The 18,827-nt window shown below is 64.1% G+C and carries 16 protein-coding genes; all 16 read left to right on the forward strand.

The window, feature by feature from the left end:
* Positions 1–1,050: thiamine pyrophosphate-dependent enzyme (locus tag WCB02_RS23515; RefSeq protein ID WP_423961904.1), on the forward strand; the 1,050-nt coding region annotated here is incomplete at its 5' end.
* Positions 1,047–2,144, forward strand: a complete 1,098-nt coding sequence (locus tag WCB02_RS23520) for an enolase C-terminal domain-like protein (RefSeq protein ID WP_423961906.1) — start codon at positions 1,047–1,049, stop codon at positions 2,142–2,144. The genes WCB02_RS23515 and WCB02_RS23520, both read left to right, overlap by 4 nt.
* 188 nt (positions 2,145–2,332) lie before the next feature.
* Complete coding sequence (locus tag WCB02_RS23525; protein ID WP_423961907.1) at positions 2,333–3,157, forward strand: hypothetical protein; 825 nt, start codon at positions 2,333–2,335, stop codon at positions 3,155–3,157.
* Complete coding sequence (locus WCB02_RS23530; RefSeq protein WP_423961909.1) at positions 3,150–3,821, forward strand: gluconate 2-dehydrogenase subunit 3 family protein; 672 nt, start codon at positions 3,150–3,152, stop codon at positions 3,819–3,821. The genes WCB02_RS23525 and WCB02_RS23530 overlap by 8 nt, the downstream gene beginning before the upstream one ends.
* On the forward strand, positions 3,811–5,514 hold the full coding sequence (locus WCB02_RS23535) for a GMC family oxidoreductase (RefSeq protein WP_423961911.1): 1,704 nt from the start codon (positions 3,811–3,813) through the stop codon (positions 5,512–5,514). Before WCB02_RS23530 ends, WCB02_RS23535 begins: the two co-directional genes overlap by 11 nt.
* 70 nt (positions 5,515–5,584) lie before the next feature.
* On the forward strand, positions 5,585–6,652 hold the full coding sequence (locus WCB02_RS23540; protein WP_423961913.1) for an SDR family oxidoreductase: 1,068 nt from the start codon (positions 5,585–5,587) through the stop codon (positions 6,650–6,652).
* Positions 6,636–8,447, forward strand: coding sequence for a glycoside hydrolase family 15 protein (locus WCB02_RS23545; protein ID WP_423961915.1), 1,812 nt, complete (start codon positions 6,636–6,638; stop codon positions 8,445–8,447). Before WCB02_RS23540 ends, WCB02_RS23545 begins: the two co-directional genes overlap by 17 nt.
* Before the next feature lie 1,028 nt (positions 8,448–9,475).
* Entirely contained in the window at positions 9,476–10,651 is a 1,176-nt protein-coding gene (locus WCB02_RS23550) for a ferredoxin (protein WP_423961929.1), read from the forward strand.
* A gap of 98 nt (positions 10,652–10,749) precedes the next feature.
* Complete coding sequence (locus WCB02_RS23555; RefSeq protein WP_423961916.1) at positions 10,750–11,823, forward strand: 2Fe-2S iron-sulfur cluster-binding protein; 1,074 nt, start codon at positions 10,750–10,752, stop codon at positions 11,821–11,823.
* A 223-nt stretch (positions 11,824–12,046) separates the two neighbouring features.
* Positions 12,047–12,187, forward strand: a complete 141-nt coding sequence (locus WCB02_RS23560) for a hypothetical protein (protein WP_423961918.1) — start codon at positions 12,047–12,049, stop codon at positions 12,185–12,187.
* A 46-nt stretch (positions 12,188–12,233) separates the two neighbouring features.
* Complete coding sequence (locus tag WCB02_RS23565; RefSeq protein ID WP_423961920.1) at positions 12,234–12,971, forward strand: FadR/GntR family transcriptional regulator; 738 nt, start codon at positions 12,234–12,236, stop codon at positions 12,969–12,971.
* The gene (locus WCB02_RS23570) at positions 12,968–14,704 is read left to right on the forward strand and encodes an IlvD/Edd family dehydratase (RefSeq protein ID WP_423961921.1); all 1,737 of its coding nucleotides are present in this window, start codon (positions 12,968–12,970) and stop codon (positions 14,702–14,704) included. The genes WCB02_RS23565 and WCB02_RS23570 overlap by 4 nt, the downstream gene beginning before the upstream one ends.
* Positions 14,705–14,714: 10 nt before the next feature.
* On the forward strand, positions 14,715–15,644 hold the full coding sequence (locus WCB02_RS23575; RefSeq protein ID WP_423961922.1) for a dihydrodipicolinate synthase family protein: 930 nt from the start codon (positions 14,715–14,717) through the stop codon (positions 15,642–15,644).
* A gap of 27 nt (positions 15,645–15,671) precedes the next feature.
* Positions 15,672–16,760 (forward strand): aldose epimerase family protein, encoded by a 1,089-nt coding sequence (locus WCB02_RS23580; RefSeq protein ID WP_423961924.1) that lies wholly within the window; start codon positions 15,672–15,674, stop codon positions 16,758–16,760.
* A complete protein-coding gene (locus tag WCB02_RS23585) occupies positions 16,760–17,644 on the forward strand; it encodes an SMP-30/gluconolactonase/LRE family protein (protein WP_423961931.1) in 885 nt (294 codons plus the stop codon). Before WCB02_RS23580 ends, WCB02_RS23585 begins: the two co-directional genes overlap by 1 nt.
* A 97-nt stretch (positions 17,645–17,741) precedes the next feature.
* The gene (chvE, locus tag WCB02_RS23590) at positions 17,742–18,815 is read left to right on the forward strand and encodes a multiple monosaccharide ABC transporter substrate-binding protein (RefSeq protein ID WP_423961926.1); all 1,074 of its coding nucleotides are present in this window, start codon (positions 17,742–17,744) and stop codon (positions 18,813–18,815) included.
* The last annotated feature ends 12 nt before the right edge of the window (positions 18,816–18,827 follow it).

Below are 18,827 nucleotides of genomic sequence, written 5' to 3' on the forward strand. Positions count from 1 at the left end.
CCCGACGATCTGCCCTTTGTCACCGGGTCGATCGGGTTGCTCGGCACCAAGCCGAGCTGGGACATGATGAAGAGTTGCGACACGTTCCTGATGGTCGGATCGGCGTTTCCCTACAGCGAGTTTCTTCCCAAGCCGGGAGCTGCTCGTGGTGTCCAGATCGATATCGACGGCAGCAGGCTGAGCCTCAGATACCCGATGGAGGTGAACCTCGTCGGCGACAGCGCGACCACCCTGCGCGCGCTGCTGCCTCTGCTCAAGCAGAAGGGAGAGCAGGCTTGGCGGCGCAAGATCGAGCGTGGCGTGCGGGAGTGGTGGGAGACGCTCGAGGAGCGCGCCATGCAGGATGCCGAGCCGCTCAATCCGCAGCGGGTGTTCTGGGAGTTGTCGCCGCGGCTGCCGGAGAACGCGATCATCACCGCCGATTCCGGATCGGTCGCCAATTGGTACGCGCGCGATCTCAGGATTCGCCGGGGCATGAAAGCCTCACTGTCGGGCGGCTTGGCCTCGCTGGGTGCCGGGACTCCTTACGCGCTCGCCGGCAAGATGGCCTATCCGGAGCGCACCGTGATCGCATGCATGGGCGACGGTGCCATGCAGATGAACGGCCTGAACGTGATGATCACGATTTCCAAATACTGGAAACAATGGTCGAACCCCCGCCTGATCGTGCTGGTCCTCAACAACCGGGATCTCAACCAGGTGACGTGGGAGGAGCGAATTCAGCTCGGTGCCGGCAAGACTGAATCCACACAGAGCATTCCGGACTTCCCCTATCACACATACGCCGAGCTGATCGGGCTCAAGGGCATCTTTGTCGACAACCCCGAACGGGTCGGCGCGGCCTGGGATGAGGCGCTGGCGGCTGACCGGCCAGTGATCCTCGAGGCCTATACCGATCCGAACGTGCCACCGCTTCCGCCGCACATCACGCTGAAGGACGCCAAGAACTTCGTCAGCATGATCCCGTCGGAACCCGAACTTGGCAGCGTCCTCAAGAACAGTGCGAAGGAGCTGCTGACCAGCGTGCTGCCGGGCAAGGACCGCGAATGAAACCGGACGTCTCGATCGAAGCCGTACGGGCGCAGGCATTCACGATCCCGACCGACAAGCCGGAGGCTGACGGCACGATCAGCTGGGACTCGACAACGCTGGTCCTCGTCGAGATTAGGGGCGGCGGCAAAGTCGGCCTCGGTTACACCTATGCAAGCGGCGCGATCGTCAAACTGATCTCCGGCAAGCTCGCCGAGGCCGTCCACGGCGGCGATGTGTTTGATCCGCCGGCCGCCTGGACGGCAATGCAGCGGGCGGTGCGCAATCTCGGCCGCGAAGGGCTCGCGGCCACGGCGATCTCGGCGGTCGACAGCGCGATCCACGACCTGAAGGCGCGCGTGCTGGAGTTGCCATTGTGGAAGCTGCTTGGCAGCTACCGCTGCTCCATCCCGATCTATGGAAGCGGCGGCTTCACCAGCTATTCGGAGCGCGAACTCAAGGACCAGCTGCACGGCTGGGTGGCCGACGACGGGTGCTCCCTGGTCAAGATGAAGGTGGGCTCCGATCCAGCACAAGACGTCCAGCGCGTGAAAGCCGCAAAGCAGGCGATCGGCGACCGTGCCACGCTGTTCGTGGATGCGAACGGCGCCTATCGCGTCCGGCAGGCGATCGAATTGGCAAACTGTTTTGCCGAACAGGAGGTCGGCTGGTTCGAGGAGCCGGTCTCATCCGACGATCTTTCAGGCCTGCGGACGATACGCGGAAGGGCGCCGACCGGCATGGAGATCGCCGCAGGTGAATATGCCTATACGGTCGACTACGTGCGCCACATGCTGGAGAGCGAAGCCGTGGACGTGCAGCAGGCGGACGTGACGCGCTGTGGCGGCATCACCGCGTTTCTGAAGATCGCCGCCTTGTGCGAGGCGTTTCACGTCGACCTTTCCGGGCATTGCGCGCCAGCGCTGCACCTGCACGTCGCCTGCGCGTCCGAGCGGCTGCGCCATCTGGAATGGTTTCATGATCATGTTCGTATCGAGCACATGCTGTTCGACGGCGCGCCGGTGCCCCGCAATGGCGAGATCCGGCCCGACCCGTCTTGCCCCGGGAACGGCCTGGCCTTCAGACACCAGGACGCCGCGCGTTACGCCACCTAGGGACATCATTTCATTCAGGGACGCCGTTCAGAGACATCATGAACCTTTCAAGCGATGACAACAGGCATCTGGCAGTTGCGGCGCTGGCGCTCACCGGTCTCATGATCGGATCGTCGGTTTACCGTGGGTCGGCCGCCCGCCTCCCCCAACGCCGCAGCGCTCCGGTTCGAACGGGCGCAAGGCGAGGCATGCCTGCAACGGTCGTCGCGGCGCGACGCCTCAATCGGGCGGCCGGCACACTGGCGGCCTCGGTTCTTGCCGATAGCAGCGTCGAACACTATCGCGGGTCGTTCAAGAACAAGGCGATGTACACCCCGTTGCTGGTCTCGGCATTGACGCTTGGTGTCAGCGCCCATGGCACGGGGGATGCGCGCCCGGTCGCGCACCGCGTGCGCGATGCGAGCTATCTGCTGGCGGCCGCCACCGGCCTAATGGGAACCGGATTTCACATCTACAACGTCAGCAAGCGGGTCGGCGGCATCAGCTGGCAGAATCTGTTTTATGGCGCGCCGCTCGGCGCGCCGATGGCCATTCTGCTCGCCGGCCTGCTCGGCTTCTGCTCGGAGCGCGTCCGCGAAAGTAGGCCCGGCCAGAGGCCGGAAATCTTCGACCTGCCGGCCGGTCGGACCATGGCGGCGGTAGTCGCCGCAGGTTTGTTGGGCACCACAGGCGAAGCCGGGCTGCTGCATTTTCGCGGCGCGTACCACAATCCCTTCATGCTGTTGCCGGTCACGCTGCCTCCGGCCGGCGCCGCTCTGCTGGCATCCGCGGCCCTGCGCGGCCCCGGACGCGACCACAATTTGACGCGCTGGTGGCTGCGCCTGCTGGCCGCGATGGGGTTCGCCGGCGTCGGGCTCCATGCCTATGGCGTGTCCCGCAACATGGGAGGCTGGCGCAACTGGCGTCAGAACCTGCTCGATGGGCCGCCGCTGCCGGCGCCGCCGAGCTTCGCGGGCTTGGCGCTGGGGGGTCTGGCCGCACTGGGTTTGATGAAGGATCGTTCCGATGCATGACCGGCGCCACAAACTGTCCGACGGCCACAGCCGCTATCCCGGCTATGACGTGTTGTCGAAGGTCTCCGGCCCATCCTGGAACGAGCAGACCCGCCGCGTCATCATGCGGCGACTGGCCATCGACTCGACGCCGCATTTCTTTACCCCCGACGAATACCGGATGGTCGCCGCGATCGCCGCGCGGCTGGTGCCGCAATCGGCGACCCGCGCGCCGATCCCGGTTCCTGCGCTGATCGATCACAGGCTGCATCGCGGGACGATGGATGGATATCGGCTTGCAGGAATGCCGCGGGACCAAGACGCGTGGCGGCTCGGCCTGAAGGCGCTGCAGGCCGAAGCAAGGATGGCCTACGGCCAGCGCTTCGACGAACTTCCCGAGGCCTTGCAGGATGTGATGCTGAGGCGGATGGAAGCCGGTGCGTTGGGCGGCCCTGATTGGGGGACGATGCGATGCAGGGATTTCTTCCACAAGCGCATGGCGCGCGACATTGTCCTGGCCTATTACGCCCACCCCACCGCCTGGAGCGAGATCGGCTGGGGCGGTCCTGCAAGTCCGCGCGGCTACGTCCGCCTCGATTTCGATGAGCGCGATCCCTGGGAAGCCGCGGAAGCGGATGGCGGCGATGACGAATCGGTGCGTCGGATCAATCGCCATGTCCGATGAGCTCCTGCATAACCCGCGAGCGCAGGCGGGACGGGCTCCCGATGTCTTCCGGCCCGGCCGATGGGTGCCAATGCGGGAATATCCTGACAATGAGGAGATCGATTTCGCGATCGTCGGCACCGGCGCCGGCGGCGGTACGCTTGCGTGCAGGCTGGCCGAACATGGCTTCTCCGTGGTCGCGTTCGACGCGGGCCCGTACTTTCGGCCCCTCGAGGACTTCGCATCCGACGAGAGCGAGCAAGCCAAACTGTACTGGACCGACGATCGCATCGTCGATGGCGACAATCCCCTGCAGTTGGGCAGCAACAACAGCGGCAAGGCGGTCGGCGGCTCGACCGTGCATTTCGCCATGGTGTCGCTGCGCTTTCGTCCCGAGTGGTTCAGATCGCGCTCGCTGCTTGGCTACGGCGTCGATTGGCCGCTCGATTGGCGGGAGATGTGGAGCTATTACGCGGAAGTCGAGCAGGCGCTGAAGATTTCCGGCCCCGTGACCTATCCCTGGGGACCTCCGCGTCCGCGCTATCCCTACCGGGCGCATCCCCTCAATGCCGCGGCGAAAGCGCTCGCCAAGGGATGCGAGGCGCTTGGCGTCAGGTGGACGGAAACGCCGCTTGCCACATTGTCGGCGCCGCGCGGGCTGGCTCATCCTTGCGTCTATCGCGGCTTCTGCGTGACGGGTTGTTCGACCAACGCCAAGCAAAGCGTGCTGGTCACCTGGATCCCGCGTGCGCTGCAGGCCGGTGCGGAGATCCGCGATCTCGCGATGGTGGGCAGGGTCGAGGTCGACAAGGCGGGCCTGGCCCGCGGCGTGCACTATCACCGCGAGGGTACCTGGCGTTTCCAGCGCGCAAGAAACGTCGTCGTCGCCGGCTATGCGATCGAAACCCCGCGCCTGCTCCTGAACTCGGCGACCGACCGATTTCCGGATGGTCTCGCCAACCGGTCCGGCCTTGTTGGCAAGAACCTGATGGCGCAATCCAATCAGGCGGTTTGGGGCGTCATGGATCAGGAGGTCCGTTCCTACAAGGGACCGCCGTCGCTTGCCATCACCGAGCACTGGAACTACGAGGACAGGGGCAAGGATTTCTTCGGCGGCTACAGCTACATGAGCCAAGGGCCGTTGCCGCAGTTATGGGCCAATACGCAGCTCGCCGCCCGCGGCCTGTGGGGCCCGCGCCTGATCGCGGAGATGCAGAACTACAATCATGTCGTCGGCCTGAAGATCGTCGGCGAGATGCTGCCGCAGCAAGGCAATCGTGTGACGCTCGCCGACGAGCTCGACCAGTACGGGCTTCGCATTCCGCGCGTCACCTATTCCTGGTGCGACAACGACAAGCGGCTGATCGATCACTCGCTCAAATTCATGACGCGTGCGCTCGGGGCTGTCGATGCCAGGGATATCTGGACCCAGGATGACGACACCTGTCACCTCAACGGAACGGCGCGTATGGGATTTGATCCAGACCACAGCGTGGTCGATGCCGATTGCCGCAGCTGGGACATTCCGAACCTGTGGATTTGCGATGGATCGGTCTTCCCAACCGTCGGCGGGGTCAATCCGTCCCTGACGATTCAGGCCATCGCCTGCCGGACCGCGGACCGGATCAAGCTGCTGTCGCGCCGGGGCGAACTCACAGGCCAGAGCGGTGGTCGCGCAAGGGCGCTGGCCCTCGCAAATGAAAGCCGCAGATGATGCAAATGATAACGACAGCCGCGCCGTCCCGAGCTTGGCAGGCGGGCGTGCTGATAGCAAGGAGCAGATCATGACTTTATCCCATTCCCCGTCATCAGAAGTCGTGGTGGTCACCGGCGCCTCGGCGGGCGTCGGACGCGCCATCGTACATCAGTTCGCGCGCGCGGGCTGGCGGATCGGGCTGATTGCACGGGATGAACAGGCGCTCGAGGAGGTGCGGCGCGAAGTCGAACAACTCGGCGGCCGCGCCATCGTGGCGGCTGCCGACGTCGCGGATGCCGACGCCGTCTTCGCCGCGGCCGAACGGATCAAGCAGACGTTCGGCGCGATCGACGTCTGGATCAACGACGCCATGGTGACGGTGTTCGCGCCGGTCTGGCTGATGACGCCCGAGGAATATCGCCGCGTCACGGAAGTGACCTATCTTGGCCAGGTGCACGGCACGATGGCCGCATTGAGACATATGCGGCCCGTCAATCGCGGGATGATCATCCAGATCGGCTCCGCGCTCGCCTATCGCGGCATTCCCCTGCAATCGGCATATTGCGGGTCGAAGCATGCGATCCGCGGCTTTACGGATTCGCTGCGAACCGAACTGATCCATGACCGCAGCAGGATCCGCTTGACGGTGATGGAGCTGCCGGCGGTCAACACGCCGCAGTTCGATTGGGCGCGTACGCACATGCCGAGAAAGCCGCGTCCGGTGGCGCCGGTGGTGCAGCCGGAAGTGATTGCCCGCGCGGTCTTCAACGCCGTCCGTCATCCCAGTCGCGAATACTGGATCGGCCTGAGCACCCTGAAGGTGATCCTCGGCAACATGGTGCTTCCCGCCTTTCTCGACCATTTGCTGGCGCGGGTGGCGTATCGCGGGCAGGAAACCGGACAGCAAGTATCGCCCGAGCGGCAAGACAACCTGCTGGCGCCGGTTCATGCGCTGCATCGAATGCGCGGCAGTTTCAGCGATGAATCGACCGACACCGCTGTCGTTGCTTCCGGTCCGATCGCGCGCATCGCGCCGGTGCTGATGGGCGCGATGGTTTTTTTTGGAATTGGAATGCTTGCTGCCTCCGGCGCGAGGTATCGCAGGCTTCCTCGCGACGGGCGGGCAAGATTGGGAATGCATGTCAAGCCGTATTGAAGACTATGGCGCCATCGGCAATTGCGAGACCATGGCGCTGGTCGGCCGCGACGGATCGATCGACTGGCTGGGTTTTCCGCGCTTCGACAGCGCGGCGTGCTTTTCCGCCCTGCTCGGGGATTGCGAAAATGGCCGTTGGCTGATTTCGCCTGCGGCGGCAGGCCCGCGCATCACCCGCCGTTATCGCGGCGACACGATGATCCTCGAAACAGACTTCGAGACGCGGACCGGCACGGTCCGCGTCGTCGATTTCATGACTTGGCGCGACGGGACCTCCGACCTGGTCCGCATGGTGTACGGGATGCATGGCGTCGTGGCGATGCGCACCGAACTGATTGTTCGTTTCGGCTATGGCGCCGTCGTGCCATGGGTGTCGCGACAGCACGATGGCCGGCTCGAATTCATCGCCGGGCCCGACCGGCTGCTGCTGGATAGTGATATCCCGCTTGGAGGCAGGGACCTTCGTACCGTCGGGGAGTTCGAGCTCGCCGAGGGCGAAAAGGTCGGATTTTGTCTGAGCTGGTCACCTTCCTATCGCCCCGCGCCGGCAAAATTCCTGGCCTCGGAGGCCCTCCAAAAGACCGAAGACTTTTGGTCCAGCTGGGCCGCCGGATTTACCCCGCCACACGAACGGTCAGCCGCTGTGATGCGCTCGCTCCTTGTCCTCAAGGCGCTGTCGCATCGTGAAACCGGTGGTATCGTCGCGGCCGCCACGACGTCATTGCCCGAAAAGATCGGTGGCGCACGGAACTGGGACTATCGCTTTTGCTGGCTGCGCGACGCCACCTTCACCCTCTACGCGCTGCTCGGGGCGGGGTTCGTGCGCGAAGCAAAAGCCTGGCGCGAATGGCTGATTCGCGCCGTTGCCGGCAACCCCGCGGATATCCAGATCATGTATGGCGCCGCCGGCGAATGCCGCCTCGAAGAATACGAAGCCCGCTGGCTCTCCGGATATGCGGGCTCCTCGCCGGTCCGTGTCGGCAATGCAGCCGCCCGGCAGCTTCAGCTCGATGTCTATGGCGAAGTGATTGACGCACTCTACGTGGCGCGAAAAGCGGGGCTCGGGGCCAACGCGGCGAGCTGGGACCTGGAATGCGCGCTGCTTACACATCTCGAGACCATCTGGGACCGGCCCGACAACGGAATTTGGGAGGTGCGCGGCGGCCGCAAGCATTTCACCCATTCCAAGGTCATGGCCTGGGTGGCATTCGACCGCGCCATCCGCTCCGTCGAGGAATTCGGCCTAAGCGGTCCCGTGGAGAGATGGCGAGAAATCCGCGACGTCATTCACGGCCAGGTTTGCGCGGCGGGATATGACGCTGAGCAGAACAGTTTTGTCCAATCCTACGGTTCCAAGAGCCTTGATGCCAGCCTGCTGATGATCGCGATGGTCGGCTTCCTGCCGCCGGACGATCCTCGCATCCGCGGTACTCTTGCAGCCGTTGAAAAAGGTCTCGTCCGTGACGGGTTCGTGCTGCGTTATCATACCAGCGAAGGCGCCGACGGCCTGCCGCCGGGCGAGGGTGTCTTTCTGGCCTGCAGCTTCTGGCTGGCCGACAATTACATCCTGCAGGGCAGGCTTGACGAAGCCCGCAAGCTGCTGGATCGGCTGCTGGCGCTGCGCAATGACCTGGGCCTCCTGGCGGAAGAATACGACCCGTCCGCGCATCGGCAATTGGGAAATTTCCCGCAAGCGTTTTCCCATCTCGCTCTCGTCAACACGGTGCACAACCTCGTGGACACCCGAGGTGCCGTGCATCAGCGCAGCGCCGGAGCGGCCCGTCCGACACGCTAGTTCAGCGACTTCGATGTGCGGCCATCGGTGGCGGCCAGGGACGCGTTGTCACGCGTTGGTGTTGTTACACCTTGGTAATTGCGTGCAGTTGCGTTCACATGTGAACTTACGGCCCTGGCTGTGCGAAGTAATGTAATTTCCATGAAAGCACGCAGGCGACCCGCTTCCGCAGTGAAACGACACCGCTTCAGGCAGTCCACTTCGCTCGAAGAGCGGTTGGCCCGCGAAGCGGTAGGAGCTCGAGCGCGAGCCCAATCGTTGCCTTTGGGTGAGGAGCGCGACGCTCTGCTGACCTGGGCGAGGGAATGCGAGGCCGCACACCGCCTCCAGGAATGGTTTTCGCTGCCCGGATTGCAGCCGCCCGAATGATCGAGGACGAAGAGGGTGTTGCGGCAAAGCAGGGAAACGGGGTTACGCAAACGAGCGCACCGTGCCGGCGAAGCACGACCCGCATTGATCTGGATCAATGGTCGCGCAAAACCTGCGTTGAAATCTTTCGCTTGTCTGCCGGTTATCAGCGCTCCCCCTGCACTGCCTGAATCGGCGCAAGGACATCAGCAAATTGCCCAATTCGGCCCCGGTAATTCGCCTTAATTAATCGTCACTCATCAACCGTACCCGGAGGGTTCATCAGTATCTCATGGATGTGTCGATGCTCATGAATCGATTTCCGCGTGGGGAGCGCGGGAAGAAGGACTGATCTCCGGTCGAAGGAAATGGGTTGAACTGCGAAATTCAGGGGGATCGAGCAATGCATGCGCATAAGATGGCTGTCTCGCGATATCGGGTGGCCTTGCAACCTTGGGTGCTGGCATCTCGGGCCCCGGAAAGTTCCGAGTGGCTTTGGCCGCGCCACTCCGCATAACCAAAACGCGGCAAGCCGCCAGCTAATCCCGAACCATTCAGCAAGCGTGACCCGCGACCGGCCGGCGGCGCTTTCTTGACGCTGCCATGATGGCGTTGTCGCGGCGCGGATGCGCGAGAGCCAATTCACTCGAGATTCAGAGAAACCCGTGTCTGGGGAAACAATGCGAAACAACACAGCCAGCCAAGCCTTCGGACGCGATTCCTCTCGGCAATACCGGGAGCCATCGCCGCGGCAGAGCACGCCCTTCGTGCGGGTAGCACCCACAAGGTACAGCCCTCTTCCCAACAGCCGCACGGTCAGTCCAAAAGGCCGGCCCGTCTGGATCGCCCTGCAAGCTGCGATGCTGTCGGTGGGCGTGGCGCTGGTCGGTCTGTTATTGTTCTGGCCGGCCGCGGGCATCGCCCTGATGTGGAATCTCATCATACCCGTGGCCCCGGCGCTGGTGACGATCGCGCCCGGTCTGTGGCGCAACATCTGTCCGATGGCGACGTTTCACATGCTGCCGCAAAAATTGGGCATCGCGCAGAACAGGAGGATGCCCGAATGGGGCGCTGCTGCATTGGGCCTGATCGGCATGACCCTGCTGTTTGTCGTCGTGCCCATGCGGCGCATCGGCCTGAACGTGGATGGCACGTTGACAGCGGTCATGCTGCTGTCGGCGGCAGTTGTTGCATTTGTGATGGGCTCGTTGTTTGAAATGCGATCCGGCTGGTGCACCTCGCTATGCCCCATCCATCCGGTGGAACGGCTCTATGGCACCAAACCCGCCATCACCTTCAAGAATGCGCGCTGCGATTTGTGCGAGGGGTGCAGTAATCCCTGTCCCGATTCGACTCCGGAACTGACGCCGACCGTGACCGGCGCAACGAAGGTTCAGCAGTTTCTCGGGAATTTCCTGGTGGGGAGCTTTCCGGGGTTTGTCTGGGGATGGTATCAGGTCCGGGATTATGCTCCGGATCAGGTTGGCACCCAGGCCATCATAACGGCCTATGTCTGGCCGTTAGGCGCCTGCATTGTCTCTTACGTCATCTTCAAAGTCGGCGAGCACATCTTCCGCCACAAGGATGGCGCCCGCGCAATCCTGCATCGGGCGTTCGCGGCCGCCGCGATCAGTACCTATTACTGGTACCGGCTTCCCGGACCGGCCTCGTTGCTGCCGGATTGGTTTCCGCTGGCGTCGCACATGGTGACGACGCCGTTCTTCCTCTGGTTCCTGGTCCTGCGTTCACCGAAGCGGAGCTGGCTGAAACGGCCGGTCATGGCATCGACCTACTGGTCCAACCGCTTCGAGACGACGGCAAAGAAAAATCTCATCCATGTGGGAGCCACCAGGTAACGCGCAATCCGGTCGCGCGAATCGAGTTCGTTAGGCTCCGCGTCGCCCGAACCAAGCACAGAAGCGCAGCGGCCGCGCATCCGATAGGGGAGTGAATAATGGCCAACTACAAGAATGTCTCGGTCAAGGGCCGCACGTTCCGCGTCCGCGCGGGAGATGTGTTGCTCGACGGGGCACTCGCCAACGGTGTCGATATTCCACACGATTGCCGCGCCGGCACCTGCGGCGCCTGCATGGTGCAGGTCGTCAAAGGCCAGACCGTATGCGGCGAAACCCATACACATGGGATGGTCCATGCCTGTCAGGCGCGTGTCGTCTCCGACCTCGAAGTGGAAATGGAAGATGTGCCCGAAATCGACACGACCCGGGCACGGCTCACCGGCATCCGCGAACTGGCGCCCGACATCCTCGAGCTGAAGATCGCACCCGAGAGGAGCATTACTTATCTTCCCGGGCAATATTTTCGTTTTGCGTTCAATGGATTTCCGGCGCGCGCCTACAGCCCCACCGGCTCGTTCGACGGCCGGATCGGCGGCCGCGTCATCCATCTCAATGTGAAGCGGGTCCGCGGCGGCCGCGTGTCCACCGCTCTCGGCACCAGCATACGGCCGGGACACCGGCTGCGGGTGGAAGGCCCGTTTGGGCGGGCTTTCCTGCGTCCCGGTGGGAAAGGCAGGCTGATACTCGCCGGAAGCGGTACCGGTTTCGCTCCGGTATGGGCCATCGCCTGTATGGCGCTGCGCGAATACCGGGGCCGCCCCATCGTCATGATCGCAGGCGCACGCAGGTTATCCGCGCTTTATATGAAGCCGGCGCTGATGCAGCTTGCGCGTCTGCCCAATGTGACGATCATCCCTGTCATTGAAGAAGGGCCGAGCCCCACTCCGGCGGTGCGGATCGGGCGAATCGAGGCCCACATGCCGCCTCTCGAGGCTTCGGACATTGTCTATGCCTGCGGGTCGCCGCGCATGGTCAGCGCTCTGGCCGGCCTCGTGGACGGCGCCGGAGCGACCTTCTACGCCGATCCGTTCGAGTCTGCTGCTCCGGAAGAGTCTGGCGGTCTTATTGGAATACTCAAGACGCTGGTGCAGCCGCGGCGGAATCTGCAACAGAGCGGCGAGGACGGCCCGGCCCAGCGGCAGCCGGAATCTTATCGCAGCGAACCCGCCTGAACCGGACCATTCGCCTGCGGTCATGAGTCTGCGGACTCGCTCGCAACCGGTGATGCCTGAGCAGGCAGTGGATAGACCAAAATAGTCAAATAGTATGACTAGTCGACACTTATTTTCCGTGGAATAGTACCGCTGTTGCCCGCAACGGGTGGCAGGGAGCTATCATCGCACCGCAAATCGAGGCGGGCACTCCCGAAAAAAACATCTCGGGAGAATGCGCCTCATGAACCCCAGCGCCCTTCTCGCGGCCAATGCAGCGGTCGCGGTCCCGCCGTCGCTACCGGCCAGCGCCGCCCAACTCACCGCCGGCTTTTCCAGGATCGGATCGAAAGCTTGCAGGCGTGCTGCCGAGATGGGCGGCTGACCAGAATCGCGCGTCGCTCGGCGGTCATCAGCGCGGGAGCAAAGCCATGACATTGCGACTTGTCATCCCGATGCGCCGCACCCATTCCAACCATGCGGAAGTGGCGCGCAGCATTGGCGTCGACATCATTGCCGGCCGCTATGCCGAGGGAACGCGGTTGCCCGGAGACGCCGAATTGATCTCGATCTTCGGCGTGTCGCGCCCGGTGCTGCGGGAAAGCGTCAAGACGCTGGTCGCCAAGGGGCTGCTCAGCACCAAGGCGCGGGTCGGCACCGTGGTGCGGGAACGCGGCGACTGGAACATGTTCGACGCCGACGTGCTGGCCTGGCATCTCGACGCCGGCATCGACAAGCGATTTCTCAGCGATCTCGCCGAGATCCGTCTTGCCGTCGAGCCGCGTGCGGCGGCGTTGGCGGCGTCGCGGAGTTCGGATGCCGATCTCGGGGAATTGCAACGCAGCATGGCGCGGATGCGCGGAGCAGCCTCGGACTCCACGGGCTTTGCCGACGCCGATCTTGCCCTGCATGTCGCCGTCGCCAATGCGTCCGGCAATCCATTCATGCGCTCGATCGGTCATGTGATCGAAGCCGCACTCCGCGCGTCATTCCTGCTCAGTGCGCCGGTCGAGACCCGGGATCGCGAGACGGTGCTGCTGTGGCACCAGCGCATTGTCGATGCGATCGCGGCGGGGGATGCCGAGGCGGCGTCGGCGGCGATGATCGAGGTGATTTACAACGGCCGGCGTCGCCATGTGCAGTCGGCCGAGCGGGGGGATCGGGCATGAGCGGCGACAGATCGAAGGGGCCCCTGCGCAGTCAGGCCTGGTTCGGCCGCCAGGACAAGATGGGCTTCTATTACCGCTCGTTCCTCAAGAACAGCGGCACGCCCCAGGATCGTTTCGACGGCCGGCCAGTGATCGGCATCTGCAACACATGGTCGGAGCTGACGCCCTGCAACGGGCATTTTCGCGTCCTCGCCGAGCATGTCCGGGCCGGCGTGCTCGATGCGGGCGGCTATCCCTTGGAGTTTCCGGTCTCCTCGCTCGGCGAGGTCACGATGCGGCCGACCGCCATGCTGTTTCGCAATCTTGCCTCGATGGACGTCGAGGAGGCGATCCGCGCCCATCCGCTCGATGGCGTGGTGTTGCTGATGGGCTGCGACAAGACCACGCCGGCGCTGCTCATGGGTGCGGCGTCCGCCGACCTGCCGACCATCGGCGTGTCCGGCGGCCCGCAGTTGCGCGGCGTCTATCGCGGCCAGATCATCGGCTCCGGCACCAACATCATCTCGATGAGCGAGCAGTTGCGCGCCGGCGAAATCACGCTCGACGAATTCCATGAGGCCGAAGCCGGGATGAACCGTTCGGCAGGCAGTTGCATGACCATGGGCACCGCCTCCACCATGGCCTCGATGGTGGAAGCGCTCGGCATCGGCCTGCCGGAGAATGCCGCGATTCCCGCCGCCGACGCGCGCCGCAACCTGCTGGCCCGAATGGCCGGCCGGCGCATCGTCGAGATGGTCCGTGAGGACCTCAAGCCCTCCGCTATCCTCACCCGCCCAGCCTTCGAGAACGCAATCCGCACCCTTGCGGCGATCGGCGGCTCGACCAACGCGGTGGTTCACCTGCTCGCGCTCGCCGGACGTGTCGACATCGCGCTGACGCTCGACGATTTCGACAGGCTCTGCCGCGACGTCCATTGCCTGGTCGATCTCATGCCGTCCGGCCGCTTCCTGATGGAGGATTTCTATTACGCCGGCGGCCTGCCCGCGGTGTTGCGCGCGCTCGGCGAGCGCGGTCTCCTGCACAAGGACGCCCGCACCGTGAACGGCCGCACGCTCTGGGGCAATGTCGCCGAGGCGCCGTGCTGGAACCCGGAGGTCATTACTCCCTTCGCGACGCCGTTCAAGTCGGAGGCCGGGATTGCGATCCTGACCGGCAATCTTGCGCCGAACGGGGCGGTCATCAAGCCGTCGGCCGCCTCGCCGGAGCTGATGCGTCACACCGGCCGGGCCGTCGTGTTCGAGAGCGTCGAAGCGATGCATCACGCCGTCGACGACGAGACTCTCGATATCGACGCTTCCTGCATCATGGTGCTGAAGAACTGCGGTCCCAAGGGCTATCCGGGCATGGCCGAGGTCGGCAACATGCCCTTGCCCGCAAAATTGCTGCGCCAGGGCGTCCGCGACATGATCCGGATCTCCGATGCCCGGATGTCCGGCACCGCCTATGGCACCGTGGTGCTGCATGTCGCCCCGGAGGCGACCATCGGCGGCCCGATCGCGCTGGTCAGGAACGGCGATCGGATCACCCTCGATGTAGCCGCGCGTTCGCTGCATTTGCATGTCGCCGGCGACGAGCTGGCCGCCCGCCGCGCCGACTGGACGCCGCCTGTGCCCCATGCCGCGCGCGGCTATCAAAGAATGTATCTCGATCACGTGCTGCAGGCCGACCGCGGCGCCGATTTCGATTTCCTGGTCGGCCGCAGCGGATCGCCCGTGCCGCGCGACAATCATTGAAGGTGTTGCAATGACCACGTCCACCGTCACACCCTATCGCGGCGTCTTCCCGGTCGTCCCGACCATATTCGATGCCGACGGCCGCCTCGATCTCGACGGCCAGAGGCGTGCCGCCGATTGCATGATCGATGCCGGCTCGCAGGGACTGTGCATCCTTGCGAACTTCTCCGAGCAGTTCGTGCTCACCGACGAGGAACGCGACACCGTCCTGACCGCCGTGCTGGAGCACGTCGCCGGACGGGTCCCGGTCATCGTGACGACCACGCATTTCTCGACCTTCGTCTGCGCCGAGCGTTCGCGCCGCGCGCAAGAGCGGGGCGCCGCCATGGTGATGGTGATGCCGCCCTATCACGGGGCCACCTTTCGCGTGCCGGAGCCGGCGATCTATGACTTCTACCGCGCCGTCTCCGACGCGATCTCGATTCCGATCATGGTGCAGGATGCGCCGGTCGCCGGAACGCCGCTGTCGGTGCCTTTCCTCGCCCGGATGGCGAAGGAGATCGAGCGCCTGGCTTATTTCAAGATCGAGGTGCCGCAAGCCGCGGCCAAGCTACGGGCGCTGATCGAGGCGGGCGGCGAAGCGATCGAGGGGCCATGGGATGGCGAGGAGGCGATCACGCTGCTGGCCGATCTCGACGCCGGCGCGACCGGCGCCATGACCGGCGGCGGCTATCCCGACGGCATCCGCGAGATCGTCGACCCCTATTTCGACGGCAGGCGCGACATGGCGATTGCGGCCTATGCGCGCTGGCTGCCGCTGATCAATTACGAGAACCGGCAATGCGGGCCGGCCGCATGCAAGGTGCTGATGAAGGAGGGCGGCGTCATTGCCCATGACACGATGCGGGCGCCGCAACCGGCCATGCATCCGGCGATCCGTGCCGGACTGATCGAAATCGCGCGACGACTTGACCCCGTCGTGCTGCGCTGGGGGCGCTGACCATGAGCTCGATCCGGAAGATGGACCATGATTGACACAACCTCACCTGTTGCAAGGGATATGTTCGGCGTGTTGTCGGATGGCCGCGCAGTCGAGCGCGTGACGCTCCGCGGCAGCAACGGGTTTGAAGCGCGAATCATCGCCTACGGCGCCGCGCTCCAGGCGCTCGTGGTGCCCGACGCAGCGGGCCGTTGCGAAGACGTCGTGCTCGGCCATGACGATCTCGAAGGCTATCTCGGCAAGCGTTCGTTCTTCGGCGCGACCGTCGGTCGCTATGCCAATCGAATCGCCAATGCGCGCTTTCTGCTCGACGGCGTGGCGGTGCACATCGCCGCCAACGACGGTCCGCATGCGCTTCACGGCGGACCGGACGGCTTCGATCGGAAGCTCTGGCAGGTCGCCGGCGTGGCAGCGGGGGCGCAACCCGCGGTGACCTTGCGCTATGTCAGTGCCGATGGCGAGGAGGGCTATCCCGGGCGGCTTGAGGTCAGCGTGACGTACGGCCTGACGGGGCCGACCGAACTGTCGGTCAGCTTCGAGGCCAGGACCGATCGTCCCACCATCTGCAACCTGACCAATCACAGCTTCTTCAATCTCGAGGGCAGCGCGTCTCTTTCGGATATCCTCGACCACCGGCTGACCATCGCCGCCGACCATTTTCTCGCAATCGATCCCGCCGCGATTCCGCTTTCGGAGCCGCCACGAGCCGTTGCCGGGACGCCTTTCGATTTCCGCTCCGCAACTACCGTTGGTGAGAGGATTCGCCGAGCAGACCTGCAGCTTCAGAACGGCAGAGGCTACGATCACAATTTTTGTCTCGATGAGGCGGACGAACTCCGGGTCGCGGCGCGGCTCGAAGCGCCGCGTTCGGGACGGATCCTCGAGCTGCTGACCGATCAGCCCGGCCTGCAGCTCTATTCGGGGAACTATCTCGATGGTTCGGTCCAGGGAAAGCAAGGGCGGCTGTACCGGCAGTCGGATGCGATCTGCCTTGAACCGCAGGTCTGGCCTGATGCGCCCAACCGACCGGACTTTCCGTCCGCGCGCCTGGCGCCTGAAGGTACCTATCGGCACCAGAGCGTCTATCGGTTTTCGTCCAGGGGCGTGCCGCGATGATCGAGCGGGTTCCGACGACTATTCTTTGCGAAGAGCGCTGCCATCTCGGAGAGGGGCCGACCTATGATCACGCCACCGATACGGCCTGGTGGTTCGATATCCTGGAGCGACGGCTGTTCGAAGCTCGCCTTGGCAGTGGTGAGGTGCGCATCCATCAGCTCGGTGTGATGGCGAGCGCGCTGGCGCGCATCGATGCCGAGCGTCAGCTGATCGCCGCCGACGACGGCCTTTACATCCGCTCCATCTCCGACGGCGCGATGGTTCTGTATCGTCCGCTCGAAGCGGATGATCCCGCCACGCGATCGAATGATGCGCGGGTACATCCCTCCGGAACGTTCTGGATCGGAACCATGGGACGCAATGCGGAGCAGGGAGCCGGCGCGATCTACGCGCTTCATCGCGGCGAAATTTCGCGACTCTTCCCCGGCGTGACCATTCCGAATGCGATCTGCTTCTCGCCCGACGGTGCGCTGGGTTTCTTTGCTGACACGGCCACGAATGTGCTCTATCGCGTCGCGCTCGACGGCTTGACCGGATTGCCGTGTGATGCGCCCGAAGTGCTGCTGCAGCACCGCGGCGCGGGCGGTCTTGATGGTGCGGTGGTCGACGCTGATGGTTTGATCTGGAATGCGCGCTGGGGCGGCGGCTGTGTCGACGTCTACAGCCCCGAAGGGGAGCAGCTGCGCTGTCTGCGCGTGCCGGCGCGCCAGGCGAGTTGCCCGGCTTTTGTCGGGCCGGATCTGTCGCGTCTCCTGGTGACGTCCGCCTGGCAGGGCATGGACGAAGCGGCGCGAATGGCGGATCCCGAGCATGGCCGCACCTTCGTGATGCAAGTGGCCGCCCACGGGCGGCCGGAGCCCGATGTCAAGCTGGCAAACTCATAGGAGGTGACCACGGCGGGCCGCCGCTCAGACCGAACCACCATACAACCACCATACAATATGTCATCCGATCAGGTTCCAAAAAAATAAGGGAGTGAAGATGCCTAACCTCAAGACCACATTGTTTGCGCTCGCGGTGGCGAGCCTCGCCGTTACCGCGTCGGGCGGCGGCGCGCTTGCGCAAAGCAAGCCGACCATCGGCATCGCCATGCCGACGAAATCCTCCGCGCGGTGGATCGACGACGGCAACAATATCGTCAAGGTGCTGAAGGAGCGCGGCTACGGCACGGATTTGCAATATGCCGAGGACGATATTCCCAATCAGCTCTCTCAGGTCGAGAACATGGTGACCAAGGGCGCCAAGGTGCTGGTGATCGCGGCGATCGACGGCACCACGCTTTCGGACGTGCTGAAGCAGGCCAAGGCCAATGGCATCACCGTGATCGCTTATGACCGCCTGATCCGCAACACGCCGAACGTCGATTACTACGCGACCTTCGACAATTTCCAGGTCGGCGTGCTGCAGGCGCAGTCGATCGAGCAGGGGCTTGGACTGAAGGACGGGAAGGGGCCGTTCAACATCGAGCTGTTCGGCGGTTCGCCGGACGACAACAACGCGTACTTCTTCTACGACGGCGCGATGTCGGTGCTGAAGCCCTATATCGACAGCGGCAAGCTGGTGGTCGCCAGCGGCCAGATGGGCATGGACAAGGTTGCGACCTTGCGCTGGGATGGCGCGACTGCGCAGGCCCGCATGGACAATCTGCTCAGCGCCTTCTACGGCAAGAAGCGCGTCGATGCGGTGCTGTCGCCCTATGACGGCATCTCGATCGGAATCATCTCGTCGCTGAAAGGGGTCGGCTATGGCAGCGCCGATCAGCCGATGCCGATCATCAGCGGACAGGACGCGGAAGTGCCGTCGATCAAGGCGATGCTGCGCGGCGAGCAATATTCAACCATCTTCAAGGACACCCGCGATCTCGCACGGGTGACCGTGGACATGGTCGATGCGGCGCTCAGCGGCAAGCCGGTTCCGGTCAACGACACCAAGACCTACAACAATGGCGTCAAGGTCGTGCCATCCTATCTGCTCAAGCCGGTGGTGGTGTACAAGAGCAATTGGGAGAAGGCGTTGATCGACAGCGGCTACTACAAGAAGTCGCAGTTCGAGTGACCGAACCCGGTC

The organism is Bradyrhizobium sp., assembly GCF_049581145.1.
Taxonomy (GTDB): domain Bacteria; phylum Pseudomonadota; class Alphaproteobacteria; order Rhizobiales; family Xanthobacteraceae; genus Bradyrhizobium.

What these genes read in the sequence shown, in the direction of transcription:
- WCB02_RS23520 (WP_423961906.1), top strand. Translation starts at nt 1,047, where the DNA reads ATGAAACCGGACGTCTCGATCGAAGCCGTACGGGCGCAGGCATTCACG.
- WCB02_RS23525 (WP_423961907.1), top strand. Translation starts at nt 2,333, where the DNA reads ATGCCTGCAACGGTCGTCGCGGCGCGACGCCTCAATCGGGCGGCCGGC.
- WCB02_RS23530 (WP_423961909.1), top strand. Translation starts at nt 3,150, where the DNA reads ATGCATGACCGGCGCCACAAACTGTCCGACGGCCACAGCCGCTATCCC.
- WCB02_RS23535 (WP_423961911.1), top strand. Translation starts at nt 3,811, where the DNA reads ATGTCCGATGAGCTCCTGCATAACCCGCGAGCGCAGGCGGGACGGGCT.
- WCB02_RS23540 (WP_423961913.1), top strand. Translation starts at nt 5,585, where the DNA reads ATGACTTTATCCCATTCCCCGTCATCAGAAGTCGTGGTGGTCACCGGC.
- WCB02_RS23545 (WP_423961915.1), top strand. Translation starts at nt 6,636, where the DNA reads ATGTCAAGCCGTATTGAAGACTATGGCGCCATCGGCAATTGCGAGACC.
- WCB02_RS23550 (WP_423961929.1), top strand. Translation starts at nt 9,476, where the DNA reads ATGCGAAACAACACAGCCAGCCAAGCCTTCGGACGCGATTCCTCTCGG.
- WCB02_RS23555 (WP_423961916.1), top strand. Translation starts at nt 10,750, where the DNA reads ATGGCCAACTACAAGAATGTCTCGGTCAAGGGCCGCACGTTCCGCGTC.
- WCB02_RS23560 (WP_423961918.1), top strand. Translation starts at nt 12,047, where the DNA reads ATGAACCCCAGCGCCCTTCTCGCGGCCAATGCAGCGGTCGCGGTCCCG.
- WCB02_RS23565 (WP_423961920.1), top strand. Translation starts at nt 12,234, where the DNA reads ATGACATTGCGACTTGTCATCCCGATGCGCCGCACCCATTCCAACCAT.
- WCB02_RS23570 (WP_423961921.1), top strand. Translation starts at nt 12,968, where the DNA reads ATGAGCGGCGACAGATCGAAGGGGCCCCTGCGCAGTCAGGCCTGGTTC.
- WCB02_RS23575 (WP_423961922.1), top strand. Translation starts at nt 14,715, where the DNA reads ATGACCACGTCCACCGTCACACCCTATCGCGGCGTCTTCCCGGTCGTC.
- WCB02_RS23580 (WP_423961924.1), top strand. Translation starts at nt 15,672, where the DNA reads ATGATTGACACAACCTCACCTGTTGCAAGGGATATGTTCGGCGTGTTG.
- chvE (WP_423961926.1), top strand. Translation starts at nt 17,742, where the DNA reads ATGCCTAACCTCAAGACCACATTGTTTGCGCTCGCGGTGGCGAGCCTC.